At 66.8% G+C, this 22,973-nt stretch carries 19 protein-coding genes, 1 pseudogene and 1 riboswitch; of the genes and pseudogenes, 13 read left to right on the forward strand and 7 right to left on the reverse strand.

Annotated elements, in window-relative coordinates; all coding sequences use genetic code 11:
• The 5 genes and pseudogenes from QZ294_RS00145 to QZ294_RS00165 all read left to right on the forward strand — a co-directional run.
• The coding region (locus QZ294_RS00145) for an NAD(P)(+) transhydrogenase (Re/Si-specific) subunit beta (protein WP_297044913.1) at positions 1-472 on the forward strand (472 nt) is incomplete at its 5' end.
• A gap of 321 nt (positions 473-793) precedes the next feature.
• A pseudogene (locus QZ294_RS00150) lies at positions 794-1,735 on the forward strand (TRAP transporter substrate-binding protein).
• Positions 1,736-1,857: 122 nt separating this feature from the next.
• Complete coding sequence (locus QZ294_RS00155; RefSeq protein WP_297044916.1) at positions 1,858-2,415, forward strand: TRAP transporter small permease; 558 nt, start codon at positions 1,858-1,860, stop codon at positions 2,413-2,415.
• Positions 2,415-3,719, forward strand: coding sequence for a TRAP transporter large permease (locus QZ294_RS00160; RefSeq protein ID WP_297044919.1), 1,305 nt, complete (start codon positions 2,415-2,417; stop codon positions 3,717-3,719). Before QZ294_RS00155 ends, QZ294_RS00160 begins: the two co-directional genes overlap by 1 nt.
• 81 nt (positions 3,720-3,800) lie before the next feature.
• The gene (locus QZ294_RS00165) at positions 3,801-4,871 is read left to right on the forward strand and encodes a TRAP transporter substrate-binding protein (protein ID WP_297044922.1); all 1,071 of its coding nucleotides are present in this window, start codon (positions 3,801-3,803) and stop codon (positions 4,869-4,871) included.
• Between the two features lie 110 nt (positions 4,872-4,981).
• Here QZ294_RS00165 and QZ294_RS00170 read toward each other — a convergent pair whose 3' ends face one another.
• Genes QZ294_RS00170 through QZ294_RS00180 form a run of 3 tightly spaced genes read right to left on the reverse strand, consistent with a single transcriptional unit; the run spans position 4,982 to position 9,221 of the window.
• On the reverse strand, positions 4,982-6,220 hold the full coding sequence (locus QZ294_RS00170) for a glycosyltransferase family 2 protein (RefSeq protein ID WP_297044925.1): 1,239 nt from the start codon (positions 6,218-6,220) through the stop codon (positions 4,982-4,984).
• Positions 6,221-6,232: 12 nt separating this feature from the next.
• On the reverse strand, positions 6,233-7,924 hold the full coding sequence (locus tag QZ294_RS00175) for a cobyrinate a,c-diamide synthase (protein ID WP_297044928.1): 1,692 nt from the start codon (positions 7,922-7,924) through the stop codon (positions 6,233-6,235).
• Between the two features lie 10 nt (positions 7,925-7,934).
• Positions 7,935-9,221, reverse strand: a complete 1,287-nt coding sequence (locus QZ294_RS00180; protein WP_297044931.1) for an IMP cyclohydrolase — start codon at positions 9,219-9,221, stop codon at positions 7,935-7,937.
• 164 nt (positions 9,222-9,385) lie between these two features.
• On the opposite strand from QZ294_RS00180, the gene QZ294_RS00185 reads away from it, so the two are divergent.
• The 6 genes from QZ294_RS00185 to QZ294_RS00210 all read left to right on the forward strand — a co-directional run bounded on the left by QZ294_RS00185 (position 9,386) and on the right by QZ294_RS00210 (position 15,615).
• A complete protein-coding gene (locus tag QZ294_RS00185; RefSeq protein ID WP_297044934.1) occupies positions 9,386-9,760 on the forward strand; it encodes a hypothetical protein in 375 nt (124 codons plus the stop codon).
• Positions 9,761-9,911: 151 nt separating this feature from the next.
• The gene (locus QZ294_RS00190; RefSeq protein ID WP_297044937.1) at positions 9,912-11,039 is read left to right on the forward strand and encodes an HD domain-containing phosphohydrolase; all 1,128 of its coding nucleotides are present in this window, start codon (positions 9,912-9,914) and stop codon (positions 11,037-11,039) included.
• Positions 11,040-11,045: 6 nt separating this feature from the next.
• Entirely contained in the window at positions 11,046-11,396 is a 351-nt protein-coding gene (locus tag QZ294_RS00195) for an Hpt domain-containing protein (RefSeq protein WP_297044940.1), read from the forward strand.
• A gap of 33 nt (positions 11,397-11,429) precedes the next feature.
• Positions 11,430-14,213: a response regulator gene (locus tag QZ294_RS00200; protein WP_297044942.1), complete on the forward strand. Its 2,784-nt coding sequence runs from the start codon at positions 11,430-11,432 to the stop codon at positions 14,211-14,213.
• A complete protein-coding gene (cutA, locus tag QZ294_RS00205; RefSeq protein ID WP_297044944.1) occupies positions 14,210-14,608 on the forward strand; it encodes a divalent-cation tolerance protein CutA in 399 nt (132 codons plus the stop codon). The genes QZ294_RS00200 and cutA overlap by 4 nt, the downstream gene beginning before the upstream one ends.
• 47 nt (positions 14,609-14,655) lie before the next feature.
• The gene (locus QZ294_RS00210; protein ID WP_297044947.1) at positions 14,656-15,615 is read left to right on the forward strand and encodes a carbohydrate kinase family protein; all 960 of its coding nucleotides are present in this window, start codon (positions 14,656-14,658) and stop codon (positions 15,613-15,615) included.
• Between the two features lie 79 nt (positions 15,616-15,694).
• Here QZ294_RS00210 and QZ294_RS00215 read toward each other — a convergent pair whose 3' ends face one another.
• Entirely contained in the window at positions 15,695-17,338 is a 1,644-nt protein-coding gene (locus tag QZ294_RS00215; RefSeq protein WP_297044950.1) for an NFACT RNA binding domain-containing protein, read from the reverse strand.
• A gap of 101 nt (positions 17,339-17,439) precedes the next feature.
• On the opposite strand from QZ294_RS00215, the gene QZ294_RS00220 reads away from it, so the two are divergent.
• Entirely contained in the window at positions 17,440-18,405 is a 966-nt protein-coding gene (locus tag QZ294_RS00220; protein WP_297044952.1) for a DUF362 domain-containing protein, read from the forward strand.
• A gap of 154 nt (positions 18,406-18,559) precedes the next feature.
• Here the strand turns inward: QZ294_RS00220 and QZ294_RS00225 are convergent, their stop codons facing one another.
• Together QZ294_RS00225 and QZ294_RS00230 are read right to left on the reverse strand one after the other, a co-directional pair.
• Positions 18,560-18,784, reverse strand: coding sequence for a hypothetical protein (locus tag QZ294_RS00225; protein WP_297044955.1), 225 nt, complete (start codon positions 18,782-18,784; stop codon positions 18,560-18,562).
• Between the two features lie 53 nt (positions 18,785-18,837).
• Complete coding sequence (locus QZ294_RS00230) at positions 18,838-19,785, reverse strand: sirohydrochlorin cobaltochelatase (RefSeq protein WP_297044958.1); 948 nt, start codon at positions 19,783-19,785, stop codon at positions 18,838-18,840.
• Between the two features lie 43 nt (positions 19,786-19,828).
• Positions 19,829-20,074, reverse strand: a riboswitch (cobalamin riboswitch).
• Between the two features lie 111 nt (positions 20,075-20,185).
• On the opposite strand from QZ294_RS00230, the gene QZ294_RS00235 reads away from it, so the two are divergent.
• Complete coding sequence (locus tag QZ294_RS00235) at positions 20,186-21,904, forward strand: 30S ribosomal protein S1 (protein WP_297044961.1); 1,719 nt, start codon at positions 20,186-20,188, stop codon at positions 21,902-21,904.
• A 120-nt stretch (positions 21,905-22,024) separates the two neighbouring features.
• Here the strand turns inward: QZ294_RS00235 and QZ294_RS00240 are convergent, their stop codons facing one another.
• Positions 22,025-22,702, reverse strand: a complete 678-nt coding sequence (locus QZ294_RS00240; protein ID WP_366140542.1) for a flavodoxin family protein — start codon at positions 22,700-22,702, stop codon at positions 22,025-22,027.
• Positions 22,703-22,973 lie beyond the last annotated feature (271 nt).

The raw sequence follows: 22,973 nt of genomic DNA on the forward strand, positions 1-22,973 counted from the left end.
ACGGGTGATCATCGTGCCGGGCTACGGCATGGCGCTGGCGCAGGCGCAGCACAAGGTCAAGCAGCTTGCCGACGCGCTGGAGTCCAACGGCGCCACGGTGGACTACGCCATCCATCCGGTGGCGGGGCGCATGCCCGGGCACATGAACGTGCTCCTGGCCGAGGCCAATGTGGAGTACGAGCATCTGCTCGAGATGGATGTGGTGAATCCGCTCTTTCCCGAGGCCGACCTTGTGCTCATCGTGGGCGCCAACGACGTGGTGAACCCGGCGGCCAACACGGCGGAGGGCACGCCCATCTATGGCATGCCCATTCTGGACGTGGACAAGGCCAGGGGCGTCATCATCTGCAACTATGACGAAAAGCCGGGCTACGCGGGCGTGGAGAATCCGCTCTACCGCAAGCCGGGCGTGGTGATGCTGCTCGGCGACGCCGCCGCGAGCCTGGACAGGCTTCTCGGTATGCTGCGCTGAAGGGGGGAGCGCGCGAAGGGGAGATGCCTTTTCACGGATGCGCGCTTGTAAGTTGTGAAAAAAAATGCTAGTGGGGAGCTAAAGAAATAGAAGGCTTCCACACATTGATCGAGTGTCTGCCTGCAAGCGCGGACACTGCAAAACCCGGAGGGGTCTTGCGGCGGCGGCGCCGTGAATGAGCGAAAAACCACGTTTTTTCGCGAATGATCCCGCAAGGATCCTTTGCAGGATCTTTGCAATCAGAAACCAGGAGGGTTTATGAGCCTCAAAAAGCTGTGTGTCCTGACGCTGGCGTTCCTGTTCATGCTCAACGTGTCCGCCATGGCGGCGGTAAACTACAAGGTCGCCGTGGGCGATCCCGAGGATTCCGAGCAGGGTGTGGCCGCGCTGGCCTTCAAGAAGTATGTGGAGGAAAAAACCAACGGCGAAGTGAAGATCGACCTTTTCTTTGCCGGCGCCCTCGGTGACGAGAGCGAAGCCTTCCGCAACGTGCAGAAAGGCACGCTGCCCTTTGCCGTGGGCGGCATCGCCAACCTCGTTCCCTTTGAGAAGAAGCTGGGCCTTCTGACCCTGCCCTACCTCTTCGAGAACCTCGACGAGGTCGTGGCCGGCACCAACGGCAAGCCCGCCGAGCTGCTCAACGGCTATGCCGTCAAGGCCGGGTTCCGCATCCTCTGCTGGACCTACACGGACTTCCGCTACATTTCCAACTCCAAGCATCCCATCAAGAAGCTCGCGGACATCAAGGACCTCAAGTTCCGCGTGCCGCAGAGCGCCGTGCTCATCGCCGCCTACAAGGCCTTCGGCGGCAGCCCGACCCCCATCTCCTGGGCGGAGACCTTCACCGCCCTCCAGTAGGGCGTTGTGGACGGCCAGTGCTACGGCTACATCGGCTTCAAGGCCATGAAGTTCAACGAGGCCAACCAGAAGTACCTCACCGAGGTGCATTACACCTATCAGCTCCAGCCGCTGGTCATGAGCGAGCGCGTGTACAAGAAGACCAAGCCCGAGCTGCAGAAGATCTTTGTGGACGGCGGCCACTACGCGCAGGAAGCCGTGCTCAAGTACCAGAAGGAATACGCCCAGGCCGCCAAGGACGCGCTCATCGCGGCCGGCCTTGTGGTGGACGTGCTTGAGGACGAGGACCAGTGGAAGAAGGCCGCCCTTGAAAAGGTCTGGCCGGAAATGGCCGACTTTGTGGGCGGCAAGGACGCCATCAACGCATACCTCAAGGCCATGGGCAAGCAGCCCTGGAACAACTAGGCTCCCGATCTGCGGCGGCCGGGACCCTGGCGGGACCTGGCCGCCTTGCGGCTTTGCCGCCGTTCACGCGCACATTGGCAACCATGCCGGGGCCGCCCGGCTGACAGCCTGGGGGGTTCGGCGTGAAGAAGTTCGTCCTGGCTTTCATGGATCACTTTGAAAGCTATCTTTGTCAATTCCTGCTGGTCTTTTTTGTCGTCGTCGTCTTCATCCAGATCATCCTCCGCTTTCTGGACGCCTCCCTGCCCTGGACGGAGGAGATCGCGCGCTTCGCCTTCATCTGGTTCATCCTTTTCGGCGCCTGCTACGCCACCCGGCTCTGCGCGCTCAACCGCGTCACGCTCCAGTTCGCCAGGGCGCCCAAATGGGTCGCCAACCTGCTGCTCTTCATCAGCGACATGATCTGGCTGGCCTTCAGCCTCATCATGGCCTGGGAGGGCTGGCTCGCCGTCCTCGACCTGCGCGAATTTCCCTACGCCACCCCGGCGCTCGACTGGGACATGGGCTACATTTACCTGGTCTTTCCGCTGAGCTTCACGCTCATGGCTATCCGCATCCTTCAGGTGAATTACATCAAGTTCGTGCTCAAGCAGGAGATCGCCGACCCGGATCAGGAGGCCGTCAAGCAGAGCCAGAGCGCCCTGCTTGAGGAAGGCGGCAAGGAAGGAGGGGCTGCCTGATGGAAGCGCTTACCCCCATGGGCATCGGCGGCCTGCTCTTTGCGGTCTTCTTTGTCCTTTTGCTGATCGGCTGTCCCATCATGGTTGCCCTGGGCGTGGGCACCATGGTCTGTTTCCTCATTCTCGACATCGACCTTTCCATGATGATCGAGCGCGCCTTCGCCTCGCTCACGGCCTTTCCGCTCATGGCGCTCCCGGCATTCGTGCTGGCCGGGGCGCTCATGGAGGCGTCGGGCATATCGCGAAGGCTCGTGGCCGTGGCCGAGGCCTTCGTCGGGCCGATCCCCGGCGGCCTCGCCATCTCCACGGTGCTCTCCTGCGTCTTTTTCGGCGCCATTTCCGGCTCCGGCCCGGCCACCACGGCCGCCGTGGGCATGCTCATGATCCCGGCCATGACCAAGCGCGGCTACAACACGGCCTACGCGGCGGCCACCACGGCCACGGCGGGCGGCATCGGCATCATCATCCCGCCGAGCATCCCCATGGTCATCTACGGCGTCACCGGTCAGGTGAGCATCTCCAAGATGTTCATGGCCGGCTTCATCCCCGGCTTCCTCATCGCGCTTGCGCTCTGCATCCTGCACTTTCTCAAGTGCCGCAGACTCAATCTGGGCGGCGATTCCTGGTCGCTCAGGCATCTGCTCCATTCCCTCAGGGACGGCTTCTGGTCCATCCTCGCGCCGCTCATCATCCTCGGCGGCATCTACGCGGGCCTGTTCACCCCCACGGAAGCCGCCATCGTGGCTATTTTCTACACGCTCTTTGTGGGCATCTTCATCCATCGCGAACTCAAGTTCAGGGCCTTCATGGCCTCGCTGAACACCACCTCGTGGCTCACGGGCCGCGTGCTCGTCCTGGTGTTCACGGCAACGGCCTTCGGCTACCTGCTCACCTCGTACCGCATCCCGGTGGAACTCGCCAACTGGGTGCTCGGCTTCACCACCAACGTGTACATGGTCTGGCTCTTCGTGGTCGTCCTGCTCATCTTCCTGGGCATGTTCATGGAGACGCTCGCCATCATCATGCTGGTCACGCCGGTGCTTCTGCCCATCATGACGGCCTACGGGGTGGACCCCATCCACTTCGGACTCATCCTCATCTGCTGCTGCGGCATCGGCTTCTCCACGCCGCCGCTGGGCGAGAACATGTTCATCGCCTCGGGCATCTCCAACCAGTCGCTGGAGAGCATCTCCTTCATGGCGCTGCCCATGGTCTTCGCCAACCTGCTGGCTATCGTCGTTCTGGTGGCCTTCCCCGGGCTTGTCATGTTCCTGCCGAACATGATGAGCGTGGCCGCGCCCTAGCACGCTTTCCGCGGGCGGCGGGACCGTTCCCGCCGCCCGGGATCGCCTGAACTCACCCGCAAGAGGTCCCACGAGGTTTCCATGCGTACGAAAGTCCTTCTGCTGGCCCTGTTCCTCCTGGCCGCGCCCGCCCTCCTTCACGCAGCCGCTCCGGCGGGCAAGTCCGCCGGCGCCTCCACGCAGCCGGTGAAGCTCTCCTTCGCCATCGGCGACCCGGAAGATTCGGAAATGGGCATGCTGGCCCTTGCCTTCAAGAACTATGTGACCTCGGCCGCCAAGGGCAGGCTGGACATCACTCTGTCGTACAGCGGCGGCCTGGATGCGGACGAGACCTTCCAGTTCCATCGCGTCCAGACGGGCAAGCTGGGCATGATGCTGGGCGGCGTGGGCAATCTCGTGCCCATGGTGCGCGGCCTGGGCGTGGTGACGCTGCCCTATCTCTTCCCCGATGAAGCGGCCGTGGTTCGCGGCACCACGGGCAAGGCCGCGGAGCTGCTCGACAGCTACGCGGAAAAGGCGGGCCTGCGTATCCTTGCCTGGACGTACTACGGCTACCGCTTCCCGTCCAACAGCAGGCATCCCGTGGCGAACCTCGAGGACATCCAGGGCCTGCGCTTCCGCGTGCCGCAGAGCCTGGTCATGATCAAGACCTACCGCGCGTTCGGCGCCATCCCCATGCCGCTGGCCTGGCCCATGACGCGCAACGCGCTCAAGAACGGCCTGGTGGACGGCCAGTGCTACGACTACAGCGGCTTCCGGGCCATGAAATTTCCTGATGCCGGCCAGAAGTACATCACCGAACTCCACTATCTCTACAATCTCCAGCCGCTGGTCATCAGCACGCGCATCTTCAACGCGCTGAGCGAGGCGGACAGGAAGATCCTGGTGGAAGCCGGGCGGCATGTGCAGGAGCTTTCGCTCCAGTATCAGAAGGAAATGAACGCCATTGCCAGAAAGGCGCTCCTGGCCGAAGGCGTGAAGATCACCACGGTGGAGGACGAAAGCCCGTGGCGTGACGTGGCCCTGCGCGAAGTCTGGCCGGAAACGGCCGAGAGCGTGGGCGGCAGGGAGGCCATCAACGCCTATCTGCGGGCCTGCGGACTGCCGCTCTGGGAGCCGGAGGCCGAAACGGCGGCCAGGCCCGGCAAATAGAGCGGTTTTTGGTACGGGAAGTATCCAACCGGATCCGTTTCAGGGAGCTGCCGTGCGGGCGCGCTCATGGCTTGCAAAAGGCCGGGGCGCGCCCGCGGCATTGTTGCGCTTCAGGCGCGCTCCCGGGTGTCCGTTGCGGTCAGCGCGTCCGCAAGCAGTTCCGCAAGGGCGGCGTCGCCGCGCGTGGCGGCGGCCCGGCGCGCGGCCTCGAGCCGGGCACGGTTGGCCGCGTGTGTGGCCGCATCGGCGGGCGCCGTCACGTCGGCGGCTATGGCCGTTGCGGTGGGCGCAAGCTCCGCAAGGACGGCATGGCGGCTCACCAGCCGCTGCATGCGGGCCGCCAGTTCCGGCGCCGGGAAAAAGCGCAGGCCCCGCATGCCCGCCGCGAGCGCTTCGCGCGGGTGTCCCTCCGCCTCCCGCAGGGTCATGAGCCGCAGCCAGCCCGCGCGCCAGAGGGGTTCGCGCTCCAGGGCTTCCGCCACGCCGTCGGACCCGCTCCCCTCCGTTGCCGCCGCCAGGTTTCGGGCGGCTTCTTCCGGCAGCTCCAGCCAGCAGGAAAGATCGGCGCCCACGCGCATTCCATAGCCGTCAAGGCGCCCAAGCATGTGCAGGTCTGGCCGCAGGCGGCCGCCCTGCCGTCGCATGAGCAGCCGCCCGTTGGCGGTGTCGTGGACGAAGCGGCCCGGCGTGGCGCTGGTGTGGTGGATGATGCGGCTCGCGGGCGCCAGCGCGAGCCTGTGGCCGGCGGCGGTGAGGGCGAGGCAGAGGTCCATGTCCTCATAGCCGTTGAGGTAGCCCTCGTGGAAGCCGCCAGCCTCCTGAAACAGGCGGGCGGGCAGCATGAGGGCGGCGCCGGTGATGGCCTGGAGCGGCCGGTGGCGCGCGACTGCCGGATGGTCGCCGGGAAAGAACTCATAGAGATGCCCGACGTCGAAAAACGGAGAAAACGCAATGCCGCAATGCTGGAGCCTGCCGTCGGGATAGAGCAGGCGCGGCCCCGCGGCGCCCACGCGGCTGTCCGCGAAGGCCTCCAGCAGGGGTGGCAGCCAGCCGGGCGTGCACAGGGTATCGTTGTTGAGGAAAAAGAGCAGGTCGCCGCGGGCAGCGGCCGCCCCCGCATTGCAGGCGCGGGCGAAACCCAGGTTGTCCGGCAGGCGGAGCTGCTGAAAGCGCGGGCCGAACAGGCGGCGCCCCAGGGGGGGGAGGACTTCCGGCGTCGTGTCTGTGGAACCGTTGTCCACCACGAGGACGTCAAGGTCCGCGTCCGCGCTGTGCGCTGCCAGCGAGCGCAGGCAGGCGGCCGTGAGTTCCTGGAGGTTCCAGGCCGGGATGATGACGGACACGCGCATGGCGTCCTCCTGTCAGCGCAGGGCGCGGGCGGCGCGCCGGGCGCGCGCCGCGGCCACGAAATTGGGCGCCCAGCAGGGAACGGCCGGCGCGAAGATATGGCAGTAGGCGCCCCAGGTGCGTCCGCAGACGATGCCGTCTCCGGCGCGGGCGCGGCCGTCCCCTTCGGAAAACCGCCCCATGCCGGTGCCGCGCGTGAGCGCCAGTGCCGCCGGCGGGGCGCCCGCCTCCCGGATGCAGCGCGAATAGTGGAATTCATGGGCGCGCACGCGCAGCCCCACCGGCAGGAAGGGATTGGGGAGCATGACCTCCCCCTCCACATAGCCAAGGCCCTGGGGCCGCGCCGTCCAGACGGCGCGCAGCGGCAGGGCGCCGGCAAGCGGCCAGAAGACGCCGTCCCGTTCCATGCCGCGCGAAAGCGCGAGCAGGCCGCCGCACTCCGCATAGATGGGAAGCCCGGCGCGCGACAGGGCCGCCAGCCGCGCAAGCCCGGGCGAACCGGAGAGCCGGGGCAGAAAATCCTCGGGGAAGCCGCCGCCAAGGTAGAGTCCGTCCAGTGTCTCCCACACGTCATCCTCTGCCCCGGGCGCATCCACCAGCGCCAGCGGGACAGGCTCCGCGCCCGCGTCTTCCAGGGCGGCGAGATTTTCGGGATAATAGAACCAGAACGCGGCATCGCGGACATAGCCGATGCGCGGGCGGGGCGCGGCAGGGACGCCTCCCGCCGGGGCGCCGCCGGGCGCCGGGCAGACGCGTTGCTCCGGCCTGTCCGCAACAGACGGCGGGGCATGCGGTCCCGGGGCTGATGATGACGGCGGGGGGCGCAGTTCCTCCGCGAGAGTGCGGCGGGGTCCGTCGTCGCCAGAGCCGTCGCGCGGCGCTGTTTCCCCCCCCGGCAGGGGAGGGGCGTTTCCGGCCGCCTCCAGGACGCGCTCCACATCCACATGGTCACGCACGAGCTGCGCCAGCGCGTCCAGAAGTGCGTCGGCTTCCGCGCGAAGCCCGGCGCCGCTGCTGGCGATGCCCATGTGCCGTTCGGGGAGGGGATTGCGCGCCAGGCGCGGCAGGGCGCCGAGGACGGGCAGGGGCAGGCGCGCCTCCACGGCCCGCCGCAGGGCGGTCTCGTGCCGGGGCGAGCCGACGCGGTTGAAGACCACGCCGCATATGCGTACCCCCGGTTCAAAATCCATGAGTCCGGCCAGCAGGGCGGCCGCGGTGCGCGTCATCTTGGTGGCGTCGAGACTCAGCAGGACAGGGCAGGCCAGGGCGCGCGCCAGCCCGGCCGTGGAGCACGAGCCTTGGGCATCAAGCCCGTCATACAGCCCCCGGTTGCCCTCCACCAGGCCCAGGCGGCCCCTGCCCTGCGCTGCCCGGTCCGGGGCGGCCGCACCGGCCGCATCCCTCGTGACCGCCGCGTCCACTGCATCCACTGCGTTCAGGGCGCGGGCGAAGAGCGCGGCCAGGGCCGCCGGGGGAAGGAAGAACGGGTCGAGATTGGTGGCGGCCATGCCCGCCGCCCGCCCGAGCCACGCCGCGTCGATATAGTCCGGTCCCTTCTTGAAGGGCTTGACCGCAAGGCCCGCCTTCCGGGCGGCCCGCGCCAGCCCGAGGGCGAGCAGGGTCTTTCCGCCGCCGCCGGACGCGGCGCTCACGCACAGGCGCGGGTAGCGCGTGGGTCCGGGAGTCCTGTCCGGCGTGGTCCCCATGTGTGGCCGCCTAGTGCCGGAACGAGCGCTGGCCCGTGAAGACCATGGCTACCTGGGGCACGGCCTCGTTGCAGGCCATGATGACCTCGGCGTCGCGCAGGGAGCCGCCGGGCTGGGCGATGGCGGTCACCCCCTGGGCCACGGCCACGTCCACGCCGTCGCGGAAGGGGAAAAAGCCGTCCGACACCAGGCGCGACCCGGGCAGCCCCCCGCGCGCCTCGCGGGTGCGCGCGCGGATGTCCTCAAGCCTGGCGGCGAGGGCGGCGTCGCCTTCGGCCCGCTGCTCCAGTTCGTACAGCGAGAGACCGCATTCGCGGAAGGCCAGGCTGTCGGCATATTTGGTATAGGCCTTGTGGATGGTGAGTTCCGCGCAGCCCACGCGGTCCTGCTCGCCGGTGCCGATGGCAACCGTGGCGCCGTTGCGGACGAAAATGACCGAATTGGAGGTAACGCCCGCCTCCACGGCCCAGGCGAAGCGCAGGTCGGAAAGCTCGTCGCGGTCGGGAGCGCGGGCGACGACTTCCACGCCGTCCTTTGTCCTGGCCGTTGCCGGGAGAAAGTCCGCGTCCGCGAGGATGCGGTTCTGGAACGATTTCTGGACGATGATGCCGCCGTCCGCCAGGCTCTTGATGTCCAGCCAGGCCGAGCCGACCAGTTCCTCAAGCCGGCCGAGTCCGGGAAGCTCCATGATGCGGAGGTTCTTGCGGCCCTTGAGGATATCCACCACGCCCGGCTCAAAGGCGGGCGCGGCCACCACCTCGAAGTAGCTGGCGGCGATGGTCTCCGCCGCCGCGCGGCACAGGGTCCGGTTGACCACCACGGCGCCCCCGAAGGCCGCGATGCGGTCGCTCCAGAAGGCGCGGCTGAGCGCCTCGGCGATGCCGCCCTCCGCCTCGGGGACCCAGGCGGCGCCGCAGGGATTGTTGTGCTTGAGGATGACGGCGGCCGGCCGTTCGGTGAGGTACTGGAGGATATTGGCGCCGTTGTCCACATCCGTGAGGTTGGTCTTGCCGGGATGCTTGCCCGCCTGGATCATCTGCGCCTCGTCCAGGCGCGAGACGATGCCGTGCCCCGGTCCGCGCCAGGCCAGGCCGCCGAGGCTGAGCGAGCCTTCCTTCAGGGCATAGAGGGCGGCGGGCTGGTCGGGGTTTTCGCCGTAGCGCAGGCCCTTTTCCTCGCCGTCCAGCGTCCAGACGCGCTTTTCATAGACCAGCCGCTCGTCGCCGAGGAGGATGGTCATGGTCTCGGGGAAGGCATCCTTGCGAATGGTGGAATACATGGCTTTGAGATCCGGCATGATATGTCTCCGTGCGGTGGGGCGCGGCGCGGACAGGCGGCCGCGCCAGGAGGCGCCACCCTAGCATGAAAGTCCGGCCAACGCCAGCGCGGAACGGCACGCGTTGACGTGGCGGGCGCGAACCTCTACAAGAGGGCAACGCTACCCCGGAGGTTCCCCGGCGCATGGAAAAACTTCTGCTCAGGCTCGCGCGGCAGCTGGACGCCCTGGATGAGGCGTCGCTCATGGCGCTCTGGAGCAAGTACGCCACCCTGACGAGTCGCTTTGAGCCTACCCGCCGCTGGGAGGAGGGGGCGCTGGTCTTCTCCCTCATCCAGGCCAAGCACTGGAAAAACCAGCTTTTCAACTACTGCTGGCGCGAGCAGCGGCGGCCGCCCGACGCCCCCGCCGGGGCGCCCGTCGATGCTTCCCCCCGGGATGCCGCTCCCGCCCCGGATTTTGCCCTGGAGCGCGCGCCGGAACCCCCGGCGGTCCCCTGCCGGGTGCTGAGTTTCCGGCCTTCGCGGACGGATGCCGGGACCGGCCCGAAAGACGGGTAGCGCCGCCGGGCCGCATGCGGGTGTGGCCGGCCGGGGCGCGTGGTTGATGGCGGCGGGAAAATCCGGTAGTATCCTGCCCTGGTTCGCTGAAGGGGGTTCTCTCGCCGGAACCGACGGCGTCAGGCCGTCGCCAACCCCGCACGGGGCTGTCATGCAAACGTCCTTCAAGCGCCACAAAGGCGCTCCCAATACCATGCTCATCGTGGATGACGATGAGCTGAACCGCGATATTCTCGCCATGCTGTTCGAGGCGGATCACGCCATCCTCCAGGCGGCCAACGGCCTGGAGGGGCTGAAGGCCTTTTCCGAGCGAAGCGAGGATATCTGCGCCATCCTCCTGGATGTGATGATGCCGGTCATGGGCGGCATGGAAATGCTGGAGGCGCTCGCGCGCACGCATGTGCCCGAACGCGTGCCGGTGTTCCTCATCACGGGCGAGAGCGGCGGCGAGGTCATCAAGCAGGCGTACGACCTTGGCGTCATGGACGTCATTTCCAAGCCCATCACGCCGCATATCGTCCTGCGGCGGGTGAACTCGGTCATGGAACTCTTCGCGGCCCGCAACCACCTTGCGGACGTGGTGGCCGAGCAGACAGAGGAACTGCGCGAGCAGAACAAGCAGCTCCAGAGCTTCAACATGGGCATGATCGAGGCGCTCGCCACGGCCACGGAATTTCGCAGCGGCGAATCCGGCGAGCATGTGCGCCGCATCCATGACATCACGCGGCTGCTCCTGGTGAGTTCCCCGTTGCGCGAACAGTTTTCCGAGGAGGATATCCGCCAGATCTCGCTGGCGGCCATCCTGCATGACGTGGGCAAGATCTCCGTGCCGGACGCCATCCTCAACAAGCCGGGCAAGCTCACGCCCGAAGAGTTCGCCATCATGCAGCGGCACACCGTGAGCGGCGACGAGATGCTCACGAGGATCCCGCAGCTCAAGGGCCTGCCCTTTTACGACTATGCGCGGCTCATCGCCCGGCACCATCACGAGCGCTGGGACGGCAAGGGCTATCCCGACGGACTCGCCGGGGACGCCATCCCCCTCTGCGCCCAGATCGTGGGCGTGGCCGACGTGTACGACGCCCTGGTCAGCTTGCGCGTGTACAAGCCGCCGTTCGGCCACATGGACGCGGTGGACATGATCGTCAACGGCCGCTGCGGGGTGTTCAACCCCCTGCTCATGGAATATTTCCGCGATATTGCGCCGTCCATCCGCGAACTGTACGCGCGCAGCGCGCAGACGGAAATGCAGACGGAAACACAGACGGAAACAAGGTGAACTGTCATGGACGCGACACGCAAGGCGCGGCTGGAGGCCGCGGGCATCAATGTGGACGGCGCGCTGGAACGCTTCATGGGCAATGCGTCCATGCTGGAGCGCTACCTTGGCCGCTTTCTTGAAGAAAAAAGCTATGCGGCCCTGAGCGACGCCGTGGCGGCCGACGATGCCGCGGCCGCGGCGGCCGCCGTGCATACGCTCAAGAGCGTCTGCGGCACCATCGGCTGCGAACGCATGCGCGAGCTGGCCCTTGCCCAGGAGGCGAAAATGCGCGCCGGCGACTGGCCGGGCGCCAAGGCCATGATGCCCGAACTGGCGGCGGAGTACGCCGGCATCTGCGCGGCGCTGCGGGGTTGAGGACCCCGCGCGCAAACGATCCCAGAGGTTCGCATGGCCCTGAAAAAGTACCTCCTGTTCTTTCTGTACATCGTCACCGTGGCCTATGTGGCCTTTATCGCCTTTTCCCTGCACAGGCTGGGCGATACCACGGACCTGCTCTACCAGTATCCGTTCATCGTCTCGCGCGAGGCCACGGAGATGCGCACGCGCCTTGGCGAGATCAGCCGGACGCTGCCGCTTTATGTGGGCCGCCCCGGTGTCCGGCATGAGGAGGTCTATGCCTTTCTCCGCGAGCAGGAGCAGTACCAGGACGCCGCCCTTGCCCGCCTGCGCGGCAAGTTCCGCGGCCGCGAGAGCGAGATCAACGCCCTGACCGACAAGCTTGCGGAACTGCGCAAGATGCGCCGCGACTTCATTGCCGACAACGTCGCCAACGATGACCTCTCCGAGGTGGAAAAGAGCTACAGCAAACAGGTGCTGCCCGAGTTCCGCGATGTGGACGCCCTGCTCGAGGAGATCAGCGCGGGCGCGGACGCGCGCGCCCTCGATCTTGTGGAGGAGATGAACGGCATCCGCAGGACGTCTGTCGTGCTCACCCTTCTGGTGGGCGTCATCATCCTCCTGCTCATCATGTACACCCACAGGCTCGAACGCTCGCGCATCGCCGAGGTGGTCTACAGGGAGCGACTGTTCCGCCTGCTCGGCGAGAATATCGACGAGGTGTTCCTCATCGCCGGGGCGGACGGCTCCCTTGAGTATGTGAGCTTCAACAGCGGGCGCATCCTCGGGATCGATGCCGGGAAGCTGCACGAGGACCCCCGCCGCTTCACCGCCCTGTTCGACGCGCCCGTGGCCGAATGGCTCAGGGAGCTTGTGCTGCGCCAGCACGGGCGGCACCCCTCGGAACGTGATGTCACGCTCTATCCCGGCGACGGCAGCGCGCCGCCGGAAACGCGCCTGCCGTCGGGCGGCCGGTTTTTCAAGGTGCGCGTCTATCCCATCTGGGTGGGGGGCGTTTTCCAGCGGACCATCATGGTGCTCAACGACCAGACCGACGCCATCCGCAGCCAGCAGGCCCTCAACGACGCCCTGCAGAACGCGCGCACGGCCAATTCCGCCAAGAGCAACTTCCTCTCGCACATGAGCCACGAGATCCGCACGCCCATGAACGCCATCATCGGCATGACCACCATCGCGCTCAGCCATATGAGCAATCCCGGCCGCGTGGAGGACTGCCTGGGCAAGATCGCGCTCTCGTCACGCCACCTGCTCGGCCTGATCAACGACATCCTCGACATGGCAAAGATCGAGGAGGGCAAGCTGAACATCAACCGCGAGCCGTTCGACCTCAAGGATTCCCTCCAGTCGCTTGCCACGCTCGTCATGCCGCAGATCGAGGAGCGCGGCCTGAATTTCGATATCCTCGTGCACAGCGAGGGGATCGAGAACCTGGAGGGGGACGCGCTCAGGCTCAACCAGATTTTGCTCAACCTGCTCTCCAACTCCATCAAGTTCACGCCCCGGGGCGGCTCCGTGGTGCTCGAGGTGCGCCAGGTCATGGCGCGGCACAACAATGTGCGCCTGGAGTTCCGCATCCGCGACACGGGCATCGGCATGAGCCGCGAGGCGCTGGAGCGCCTCTACCGTCCCTTTGAACAGGCCTCGGCCAGCACCGCGGCCAAGTTCGGCGGCACGGGCCTGGGCATGGCTATCACCCAGAACCTCATCACCCTGCTTGGCGGCACCATCCAGGTGGAGAGCGAAGAGGGCAAGGGCACGACCTTTACCGTGGAACTGCCCTTCAAGCTGGAGGAAAACGGCGAACCGCTCGAGTGCGACGGAGAACTCGGCCCGCTCAGGATCCTGGTGGTCGATGACGATCAGGGCACCTGCGAGCATGCGGACCTGCTCCTGGACAAGATGGGCATGAGCGTGCGCTGGACCCTCAACGGCCGAGACGCCCTGCAGCTGCTCCATGAGGCCCATGACGGCGGTCAGGACTTCGATATCTGCGTCATTGACTGGAAAATGCCGGACATGGACGGCAAGGAGCTTGCCCGGCGCATCCGGCTGGAGATCGGCGCCTCGAACATCATCCTCATCCTTGCCAGCGCCTATGACTACAGCGTCATCGAGGAGGAGGCCCGCGCCGTGGGCGTGGACGCCTTCATCCCCAAGCCGTTCTTTGCATCCAGCCTCTACAACACGCTGTGCACGGTGACGCGCCGCGCGGCCAGGGCCAATCAGGCGCGCGCGGCGGCCGCCGTCGCGGCGGAAGTGGCCGGGAACACGGAGGAAACGGCGGCGCACGCCGGACCCGACGCCCTCGATGCGCCCGCCGCGCCTGTCGCGGACGCTCCCGCCGGAAAAACCAAAGGCGATCTGGGTCGCTTTGACTTCAGCGGCTGCCGGGTGCTTCTGGCCGAGGACAACGAGTTCAATCAGGAGATCGCCTGCGAGTTTCTGGACATGGTGGGCGCCACGGTGGATGTGGCGGCCAACGGCCGCGAGGCGCTGGAGAAATTCACCGCCTCGGCGCCGGGGACCTATGCCTGCGTCCTCATGGACGTGCAGATGCCGGAAATGGACGGCCACGCCGCCACCCGCGCCATCCGCGCCCTGGAACGGGAGGACGCGCGCGCCGTGCCCATCATCGCCATGACGGCCAATGCCTTTGACGAGGACGTCACCGCCGCCCTGGCCGCGGGCATGGACGGGCACCTCGCCAAGCCCCTGGATGTCCAGACCATGTACCGGCTCATGGACGAGAAGATCCATGGCGGCAGGGACGAACAGGCGCATGCGGCGGAGACCGGCGCGGGTCCGGAAGCGTGAAGGCCCCTGGCGCGGCGCCCCCCGGGGGGGACGAAGCCGGAAGCCCGGAAGTCCTGCTCGTCTATGTGACCATGCCGGATGAGGCGGGGGACGGCGTTGCGGCGCGCACGTTGGCGCGCGCTCTTGTGGAGCAGGGGCTGGCCGCGGGGGTCAATGTGCTTTGCGGCGCGCGCTCCGTGTACCGCTGGCGCGGCGAGATCCGCGAGGCGGGGGAGTGCCTGCTTCTGGCGCAGGTGGCCGCGCCCGCGTTCGCGGCGTTCCGCGCCGCCGTGGTGGCGCGGCATCCGCATGTGACGCCCTGCATCCTGGGGCTTGCCGTGGCGGCGGGCCATGCGCCCTTTGTGCGCTGGATCAGGGAAAACAGCGCGGCGGAAAACAGCGCGGAGAACTCCTGAGGCGTTCCGCGTCCGCGCCGGTGGATCACAACAGCAGCGAGGCGTCCATGTCCATCTATGTTTCCGGTTCCCTTGCCTTTGACCGCATCATGACCTTCCCCGGCAATTTTCAGGACCACATCCTCATGGACAAGCTCCACATGCTCAATGTGAGCTTCATGGTGGACCGCATGGAGGAACGCAACGGCGGCTGCGCCGGGAACATCGCCTATTCCCTGGCTCTGCTCGGGGAAAAGCCCGTCATCGTTTCCTCGGCCGGGCGCGACTTTGATGGCTACGCCGCCCGCCTGCAGGCCCTGGGCCTGCCCCTGGACGGCATCCGCCGCGACGCCTCGGTGTTCACGGCGCTCTGCTACATCACCACGGACATGAACAGCAACCAGATCACGGGCTTTTATCCCGGCGCCATGAACGTGCCGGCGGACTACGCGTTCCCCGCGCTGGACGCGGACACGGACCTCGCCATCGTCTCGCCGGGCAATGTGGAGGACATGCGCCGCCTGCCCGCGCTCTTCCGCAGCCAGGGCGTGCCGTATATCTTTGACCCCGGCCAGCAGCTCCCCGTGCTCTCCGGCGAGGACCTGCGCCGGGCCATTGAAGGCGCGTTCGCCTGCATCACCAACGATTATGAGCTGAATATGATCTGCAAGGCCACGGGCATGAGCGAGGACGAACTCTTGGGCCGCGCGCTCTGGCTCGTGACCACCCTCGGCGCCGAGGGTTGCCATGTGCGCGGCGCGGACGGCACGGACGTGCGCGTGCCCGCCGTTCCGGTGGAGCGCGTCGCCGATCCCACAGGCGCGGGCGACGCCCAGCGCGCGGGCCTTATCAAGGGGCTGGCGGCGGGGCTTTCCATGCCCGAGGCGGCCCGCCTCGGTTCGGTGAGCGCCAGCTTTGCCATCGAGCGCATGGGCACGCAGGAACACAGCTATACGCCCCGCCAGTTCCGCGCCCGGTATGAGGCGGCCTTCGGCCCCTGGCCGGCGGAACTCGTCGCCTGGAAATAGCGCGGTCCGGCCTTGAGGCGCGCGGCGGCGACCGCGCGGACGCGGAACAGTCGCGTTGCCGGTCAGGCCACGGGTCCGTTCAGGAGAGCGCCAGACGCGCCTCCAGCGCCGGGTCCACCGGAACCTCCCGCGTGGTCAGCACCCTGTCCACGCGCACCGTGCCCGTGGCGGCGCCGCGCAGGGGCCGCACATGCCGCGCCTCGGCATAGAGGATGCGCGCACTGGCGGCGTCACGCCGCCAGCTCTTGCAGGCCGCGAGGCATCCGGCCTGCTCCAGCGTGCGCTCAGGGACCTCCTGGCCGGCATGGGCGCGGCGGATGAGCACATGCGCGCCCGGGCCGCCCTCGGCATGCAGCCAGATGTCCCCGGGCGCGGCCTTGCGCAGCAGGGCCGCATTGCCTCTGGCGTCGCGGCCGCGCAGGAGCTGAAAACCGTCATCGCTGAGAAACGCCTGGACATGCGGCGGGATGTCGCGCGGCAGGGCGGCGCCTGAAGCGGGCCTGCGCGTCGGCCGCGCCCCGCCGGCAGGCGCGGCGGGCAGCGGCGCGTTCCCGGCAAGCGCCCGCCGCAGCAGCGCCGCCTCCTCCAGAAGCGCGGCGCGCCGCGGCTCCAGCAGCTCTAGCCCGCGTCTGCCCCGTTTGGCGGCATGGAACATGCGCTCCATATTGGTCCGCAGGCTGTGACGCGGGTCAAGGCGGACGCGGCGTCCGTCCCCCCCGTCGCCATGCGGCGGGGCATCGCCCTCTCCGTCCGGGGGGAGCGTCACGAAGGGCGCCCGGACATCCGCGTCCCAGCGCCAGAGATGGGCGCGCAGGGCCAGGGCGTCCGCCTGTCTGGCCGTCATGGCCCGGAGCCGGTCCTCTTCCTCGTCCAGCTTTTTCAGCAGGCGTTCCGTCTGGCGCAGGCGCCGCTGCGCGGGTCTCGCGCGTTGCGCCGTTTCCGCCTCGGCCTGCCGCGCGAGGACCAGGCTTCGGGCCGCCTGTTCCACAAGCGCCACCGCATCGCTGCCGGAGTGTTCGCAAAGGTCGCCCCGCAGGGCCGGGGGCAGGGGCCAGGCCGAAATGACGCGCACGGGCGGCGCCGCGCCGTCCTCCCGGGCCGCCTCCGCAGAATACAGGAAAAGATCACCGCCGCCCGCGCGCAGGTCCTCCAGCAATGCCCACTGTTCGGGCGCTTCCAGATGGGCCAGGCTGCGCCGCAGGGCCGGGGTGAGCACCGGCCAGTCGCGCCAGTGCGCCAGCGCGTCGGGCAGGGCCTCGGGCAGGGGCCAGTGCGGTATGTCCGGCTCGGGCGGCGGGCATGCCTGTTCCGTCCCCGGCGTCTGGAAATGCAGGCTCGCGCCCTCGCGCAGGTCCAGCAGGAGCCAGAGGGCGACGCCCGCGGGCAGGGCGCCCCCTTCCCGTTCCGCGTTCCCGCTCAGGAGGAGCCAGAGCCTGCGCTGCCAGAATTGCGGCACGCAGGCGGCGATGCGCCGCCCCACCGCGTATTTCCGCAGACGCATGACGGCGGCGTCGGGCGGCGCCGCAGCCGTGAGGCGCGTGCGGGAGAGAAAGCAGAAGGGCTCCTTGCGGTCGTGGCGCAGGCAGAACTGGCGCTTTTCGCCCTTGCCGTAGAGGGTGACGGCCAGCAGGGCCGGGCCTGCCTCCTGGAGTTTCTCGATGCGGCTGCCTTCGATCAGCGGGAGCGCAGCCTCGCAAAAGCGGCGGAAAAGATGGGCATCCATGCCGGGAGTTTAGCCTCCGGGGGCGCAGGGAACAAGTGCGCCCTCCCGGGCCTGCGTGATGCTGCTTTACAGCCTGCGGCGGCTCGGCATAGTCTGTGGTCATGGATGCCGCATCCGTCCCTTCCGGCGCCGTTGCCGCGCCTGTTCCGGTGGCCCTGCTCCGTTGCGGGTGCTATGAGGCGCCGCTGGTGCGCGAGGCCGTGGCGCGGGCGCTGGAGGCGTCGGGGCTTGCGGTGGGCCGCGGCCTGCGTGTGCTCGTCAAGCCCAATCTGCTCATGCCCAAACTTCTGGCCTGCACGCATCCGCAGGTGGTGGCCGCCGCCTGCGCCTGGCTGCTGGAGCGCGGGGCGCGGGTGGAAGTGGCGGATTCGCCGGGTTTTGGCCGCGCCGCCGCCGTGGCGCGGGCCATCGGACTCGAGGACGCCCTGCGCCCGCTGGGCCTGGCCGTGGCGTCTTCGGACAGGCCGGAGCGCGTGGAGCTTGCCCTGCCCGGCGGCGGCAGGCCGCGCCTTCTGGTCTCGCGCCGCGCCCTGGAGTGCGATCTTGTGCTTTCGGCGGCCAGGGTCAAGGCGCACAGCCAGATGGCGCTCACCCTGACGGTCAAGAACTGTTTCGGCTGTGTGCAGGGCCTGCGCAAGGCACTGGTGCATGCGCGGGAGGGACGGGAACCGGAGCTTTTTGCGGACTGCCTGGCCGCGCTCTGGGCCGTCCTGCCCCCTGTGGCTGCCCTGGCCGACGGCATCACGGCCATGCATGTCACCGGGCCGGGCCGGGGCGAACCCTTCGCCCTGGGCCTTGTGGGCGCGAGCTGTTCGGCCCCGGCGCTGGATACGGCCCTGCGCGAGCTTCTGGGCGCGCCGCCAACGCCGCTGGAAGCCGCCCTGGCCCGCAGGGCGGCCGCCGGCGACGCCCGGGCGCGGCCGGAAGCCGTCTATCCGCTGCTCAGGCTCGAACAATGCCGGGCGCAGGGCTTTGTGGTTCCGGCGGAACTCATGCACACCTCGTTCCGGCCCGGACGGCTCGTGCGGAGCCTGCTGCGGCGGGTATGGGCCGCCGTGCGAGGCTAGAGCGTTTTCGCAAGGAAATTGCGGAAACGCTCTGGTGGATGCGGGAGCAGACATCCGCGCCGTAATATGACGGAAAACCACGCTTTTCCGCCGCTTGTTCCGCGCTGCGGAGAAATGCAGGCAGCGAAACCCGAGGAAAATGCTCTCTGTTTTTTCATGTGCCGAAGGAAAAGAGACGTTTTCCGCTCGCCGCCCGGAGCGGAGCGAAGGGCGGGGGCTGTCGCCGCAAGAATCCTAAAAAATAAGAATTTTCCGGGCTGGCAAGGAAGAGAAAAATTTTCGCGGGGAGTGTACTTAAGTCCTCGACCAAGAAAATTTTTTTCTGACGCAGCCAGCCCGGAAAAAGCTGTTTTTGACGGATAATTGTGGCAGTATACATCCTGCCATCCCAAACCATCCTCGGAATCTGCCTGCCCGGAGCTTTTTCCCCCGCTATTCCTTGCGCGGCTCGGCGGTGAGGTCGTCCCGGCTCGCGCGGGCGTGCTCCACAAAGCGCGCGGCAATGCCCGGCACCTGCCCCAGGCCCGTGAGATTGGTCTCCACCGTAAAGCCGGCCGCCCGCAGCCGTGAGGCCCAGGAATCCTCCTCTTCGCCCGCGAGGTCGTTACGGGCGTGATCCCCGGCCACCAGCATGAGCGGCTGGAGCCACACGCGGCGCACCTTGCGCGCCCGCAGCTCGGCCAGAAGTTCCTCAAAACCGCGCGCGCCCTCAACGGTGGCGATGAAGGCAAGGGGATCGGCGCTCTGGAAGGCCGCGCGGGTGCCCTCCAGCACGAGGTCGGCGCGGCCGTGTTCCTGGCCGTGGCCCATGAGCACCAGCGCGTCGCCGGGGCTGCGGCGTCCGTCGAGCGCGCGGAGGACGGACCCGGCCACGGCCTGCGCGTCCGCGCGGGATTCAAGCAGCGGGCGCCCGAGATAGACGGCCCGGAACCTGCCCGGATGCTTCTGAATGTCGATGAGCACCGCGCGCGCCAGAGCCGCGAACTCTTCCCCGGCCATGATGTGCAGCGACTGGACGCGCACCACCTGGACGCCGTCCTTTGCCAGCCGGGCCAGACCGGCGGCGATGCCGCCCACGGGGCGGCCCTCTCTGGCGAGTTTTTTGCGGATGATCTGCGAGGTATAGGCCCAGACCACCGGGCTGTGCGGCCATGCGGCCCTGAAGGCCGCGTCCATGGCCGTGAAGGAGGCCTCGGCCTCGGGCACGCTGGTGCCGAAGGCCACGAGCAGGATGCCCTCGCGGGGCGGCGTTGGCGCGGCGTCGGCGGCCGGAGCGGCCGCGGCGCAGACAAGGAGCAGGACAAGGAACGTGAGCGCGGCCAGGGGCGCGGCCGGGAAACGGGGAACAGCGGGGGCGCGGAAAGCGCGGGCACGGGTCATGACGGCCTCCAATCGTGCGTTGCAAGGACGTGAAGGCGCGCCGGAAATCTCCGGCGGCCGGGGCGGGTTTCGGACTTGAGGGATGTGGGGCGTGGCCCCGCCATTGCTTCGCCTTCACCGGCATCCGGCGGGCGCGTGCCCGCATGTCCGCCGACTGGCTGTCGCGCCGTCCGGAACCTTCCGGACGGCGAAGAAGCGCCGTGCCCTCTTACCGCAGCGCGACTGTTTCCGAGTTTCACGGAATTCCCCGCAATCTGGCACGCTTATCGCTTCGGAGGGGAAAAGTCAATGGCTTTTGCCGATTTTCGCGGAATTTCCTTGCGCTTCCCGGCGCTTTCATCTATGCTCCCACTCCCTCGCATGCGAGGAAATACACTGGTCGTTTGGAGGCAAGGCAACTATGGCTGACAAGGAAACCGGGCACGACGAAATCGATTTCGGAAGCGCCCTTGAGGACTACCTCAACCCCGATTTTGGCGATCTTGAAGAAGGCTCCATCACCAAGGGCGAAATCGTCCGCGTCAATGACGACAATGTGCTCGTTGACGTGGGCTTCAAGTCCGAAGGCCAGATCCCCACGGCCGAATTCCGCGACGCGGCGGGCAATGTGGGCGTCAAGGTGGGCGACAGGGTGGATGTCTATGTGGTCCGCAAGAACGAGCAGGACGGTACCATCACGCTCTCCTTTGAAAAGGCCAAGCGCATGCAGGTCTTCGACCAGCTCGAGGACGTGCAGGAGAACAACAAGGTCATCAAGGGGCATATCGTGCGCCGCATCAAGGGCGGCTACACGGTGAACATCGGGGGTGTGGAGGCATTTCTGCCCGGTTCCCATGTGGACCTGCGCCCTGTGCCGGACATGGACGCCCTGGTCAATCAGGAGTTCGAGTTCCGTGTGCTCAAGATCAACCGCCGGCGCAGCAACGTCATCGTGTCGCGCCGCGTCCTGCTTGAGGAGGAGCGCGACGCCAAGCGCGCCGAGCTGCTCAAGACCCTTGAGGAGGGCCAGATCGTCCAGGGCAAGGCCAAGAACATCACCGAATACGGCGTCTTCGTCGACCTCGGCGGTCTGGACGGCCTGCTCCACATCACGGACATGAGCTGGAAGCGCATCCGCCATCCCAAGGAAATGATCACCATGGGCCAGGACCTCACGCTCAAGGTGCTCTCCTTTGACCGCGAGACCAACAAGGTCTCCCTCGGACTCAAGCAGCTTGTGCCCGACCCGTGGCAGGACATTTCCGCCCGCCTCCCGCAGGGCGCCCGCATCACCGGCAAGGTCACCAATCTGGTGGACTACGGCGCCTTTGTGGAGCTGGAGCCGGGCGTCGAGGGCCTGGTGCACATTTCGGAAATGTCCTGGACGCGCAAGCTCCGGCATCCTTCCCAGATGGTGCACACCGGCGACGAGGTGGAAGTGGTCATCCTCGGCGTGGACGGCGAGAAGAAGCGCATCAGCCTCGGCATGAAGCAGGTGCGGCCCAATCCCTGGGAACTGGTGGCCGAGCGCTACCCCGAAGGCACGGTGCTTGAGGGCGTCATCAAGAACATCACCGAATTCGGCATGTTCATCGGCATTGAGGACGGCATCGACGGACTCATCCATGTGTCGGACATCTCGTGGACCAAGAAGGTGCGCCACCCCAACGAGCTGTACAAGGTGGGCGACGTGGTCCAGGCCAAGGTGCTCGTGGTGGATCAGGCCAACGAGAAGTTCACCCTGGGCATCAAGCAGCTGGCCGACGACCCGTGGGCCCATGTGCCGGAAACCTATCCCGTGGGCTGCACCGTCAAGGGCACGGTGACCAATATCACGGACTTCGGCCTCTTTGTGGAGGTTGAGGAGGGCATCGAGGGCCTCGTGCATGTGTCCGAGCTTTCGGGCAAGAAGCTCAAGACCCCGGCAGAAGCCTTCCAGGAAGGCCAGGAGATCCAGGCCAAGGTCATCCATGTGAGCGCGGAGGAGCGGCGCCTTGGCCTCTCCATCAAGCAGATCAAGGATGACGAGGAGCGCCGCAAGCCCAAGGAATTCCACGCCGGCCCGCAGGAGAGCGGCCAGAGCCTGGGCGACCTGCTCAAGGCCGCCGCTGAAAACAGCGAGAACAGCGGCGAGGAATAGCCGCTGCCACGCCATCCGGTTTTCAAGGGAGAAACGGCCAACCCCGCGGGGCTGGCCGTTTCTCTGTTTCAGGGGTACGGAAACCGGCGCTTGAGGGAAAACCCCGGCCCGGGGCGGCCGTCACTTCCCCGGGTGCGCTATGGCGGCGGCGACTTGGGACCCAAGCTCCCGCGCATGGGCGCAGTCCTGGGGAAACTGGGTTTCGCGCCGGGCGGTTTTTTCCGCTCCCGAGAAGAGTTCCATTTTGTACTTGCTGTAGTCGCTGAACTGACAGGTGTCAGTGACATACTGCACCAGTGTCGTTGCGCCGAAAATGTGGCCCAGGAATGCCTCCATGGCATGCAGGCGTTCCGGGTACCGATTGGCAAGCATTTGTTCGTGGGAAACGTTCATGGTATAGAGAAATGCTGTCGGCAGTTTTTTGGGCGCCAGTGATGAATAGTCCTTGTCATAGACGAAACAGGGAAAGAGCAGCCGCTCCAGAAAGCATTTGAGCATGCCGGTAATGTCCGAGAAATAGATGGGGGAGCCGAAAATCAGGGCATCCGCGTGGAGCGCTTCTTCCAGAAGGGGTGTGATGCCGTCGTGGATGGCGCATGCGCCGTAGGAGGAACCGCCCAGTTTTTTGCACTGGAAGCAGCTTGTGCAGCCCTTATAGGTATGCTCATAGAGGTTGACAAGTTCCGTGGAAGCGTCGGGAAGGCAGCCTCTTACCCCTTCAAGGGCATGTTGCAGCAATGTTGCGGTATTCCAGTTTTTGCGCGGGCTGCCGTTGATGGCATAGATTTTCATGGTCATGGCCTCTTCGGTTTTCGGTCGGCATGTCGCCGGTTCGTGGGCGGTTTGCGGCAGAAAGACATAGATGCCGCGGCTTTTTCAGGCTTGGCGCACGGCGTTTCCCTCATGGACTTGAGGGGTTGGGCCGCGGATCGTTGAAGCCACGGACAGGGCGCCCTTTCGCTTTCGTGTCCTGCATGATGCTGTTCTCCTCTGTGAGATGCGTATATAACAACTATCTATGCAAAAAATTCTTTTTTGCAAGAACTGTAATTTTTTCTACATAGTTCTT

Source organism: uncultured Desulfovibrio sp. (assembly GCF_910584445.1).
Taxonomy (GTDB): Bacteria; Desulfobacterota; Desulfovibrionia; order Desulfovibrionales; family Desulfovibrionaceae; genus Desulfovibrio.

Coding starts and splice junctions, on each gene's coding strand:
- QZ294_RS00185 (WP_297044934.1), top strand. CDS start 9,386: ATGGAAAAACTTCTGCTCAGGCTCGCGCGGCAGCTGGACGCCCTGGAT.
- QZ294_RS00210 (WP_297044947.1), top strand. CDS start 14,656: ATGTCCATCTATGTTTCCGGTTCCCTTGCCTTTGACCGCATCATGACC.
- QZ294_RS00230 (WP_297044958.1), bottom strand. CDS start 19,785: ATGACCCGTGCCCGCGCTTTCCGCGCCCCCGCTGTTCCCCGTTTCCCG.
- QZ294_RS00220 (WP_297044952.1), top strand. CDS start 17,440: ATGGATGCCGCATCCGTCCCTTCCGGCGCCGTTGCCGCGCCTGTTCCG.
- QZ294_RS00175 (WP_297044928.1), bottom strand. CDS start 7,924: ATGGGGACCACGCCGGACAGGACTCCCGGACCCACGCGCTACCCGCGC.
- QZ294_RS00240 (WP_366140542.1), bottom strand. CDS start 22,702: ATGACCATGAAAATCTATGCCATCAACGGCAGCCCGCGCAAAAACTGG.
- QZ294_RS00235 (WP_297044961.1), top strand. CDS start 20,186: ATGGCTGACAAGGAAACCGGGCACGACGAAATCGATTTCGGAAGCGCC.
- QZ294_RS00190 (WP_297044937.1), top strand. CDS start 9,912: ATGCAAACGTCCTTCAAGCGCCACAAAGGCGCTCCCAATACCATGCTC.
- QZ294_RS00160 (WP_297044919.1), top strand. CDS start 2,415: ATGGAAGCGCTTACCCCCATGGGCATCGGCGGCCTGCTCTTTGCGGTC.
- QZ294_RS00215 (WP_297044950.1), bottom strand. CDS start 17,338: ATGGATGCCCATCTTTTCCGCCGCTTTTGCGAGGCTGCGCTCCCGCTG.
- QZ294_RS00200 (WP_297044942.1), top strand. CDS start 11,430: ATGGCCCTGAAAAAGTACCTCCTGTTCTTTCTGTACATCGTCACCGTG.
- QZ294_RS00180 (WP_297044931.1), bottom strand. CDS start 9,221: ATGCCGGATCTCAAAGCCATGTATTCCACCATTCGCAAGGATGCCTTC.
- QZ294_RS00170 (WP_297044925.1), bottom strand. CDS start 6,220: ATGCGCGTGTCCGTCATCATCCCGGCCTGGAACCTCCAGGAACTCACG.
- QZ294_RS00195 (WP_297044940.1), top strand. CDS start 11,046: ATGGACGCGACACGCAAGGCGCGGCTGGAGGCCGCGGGCATCAATGTG.
- QZ294_RS00165 (WP_297044922.1), top strand. CDS start 3,801: ATGCGTACGAAAGTCCTTCTGCTGGCCCTGTTCCTCCTGGCCGCGCCC.
- QZ294_RS00225 (WP_297044955.1), bottom strand. CDS start 18,784: ATGTATACTGCCACAATTATCCGTCAAAAACAGCTTTTTCCGGGCTGG.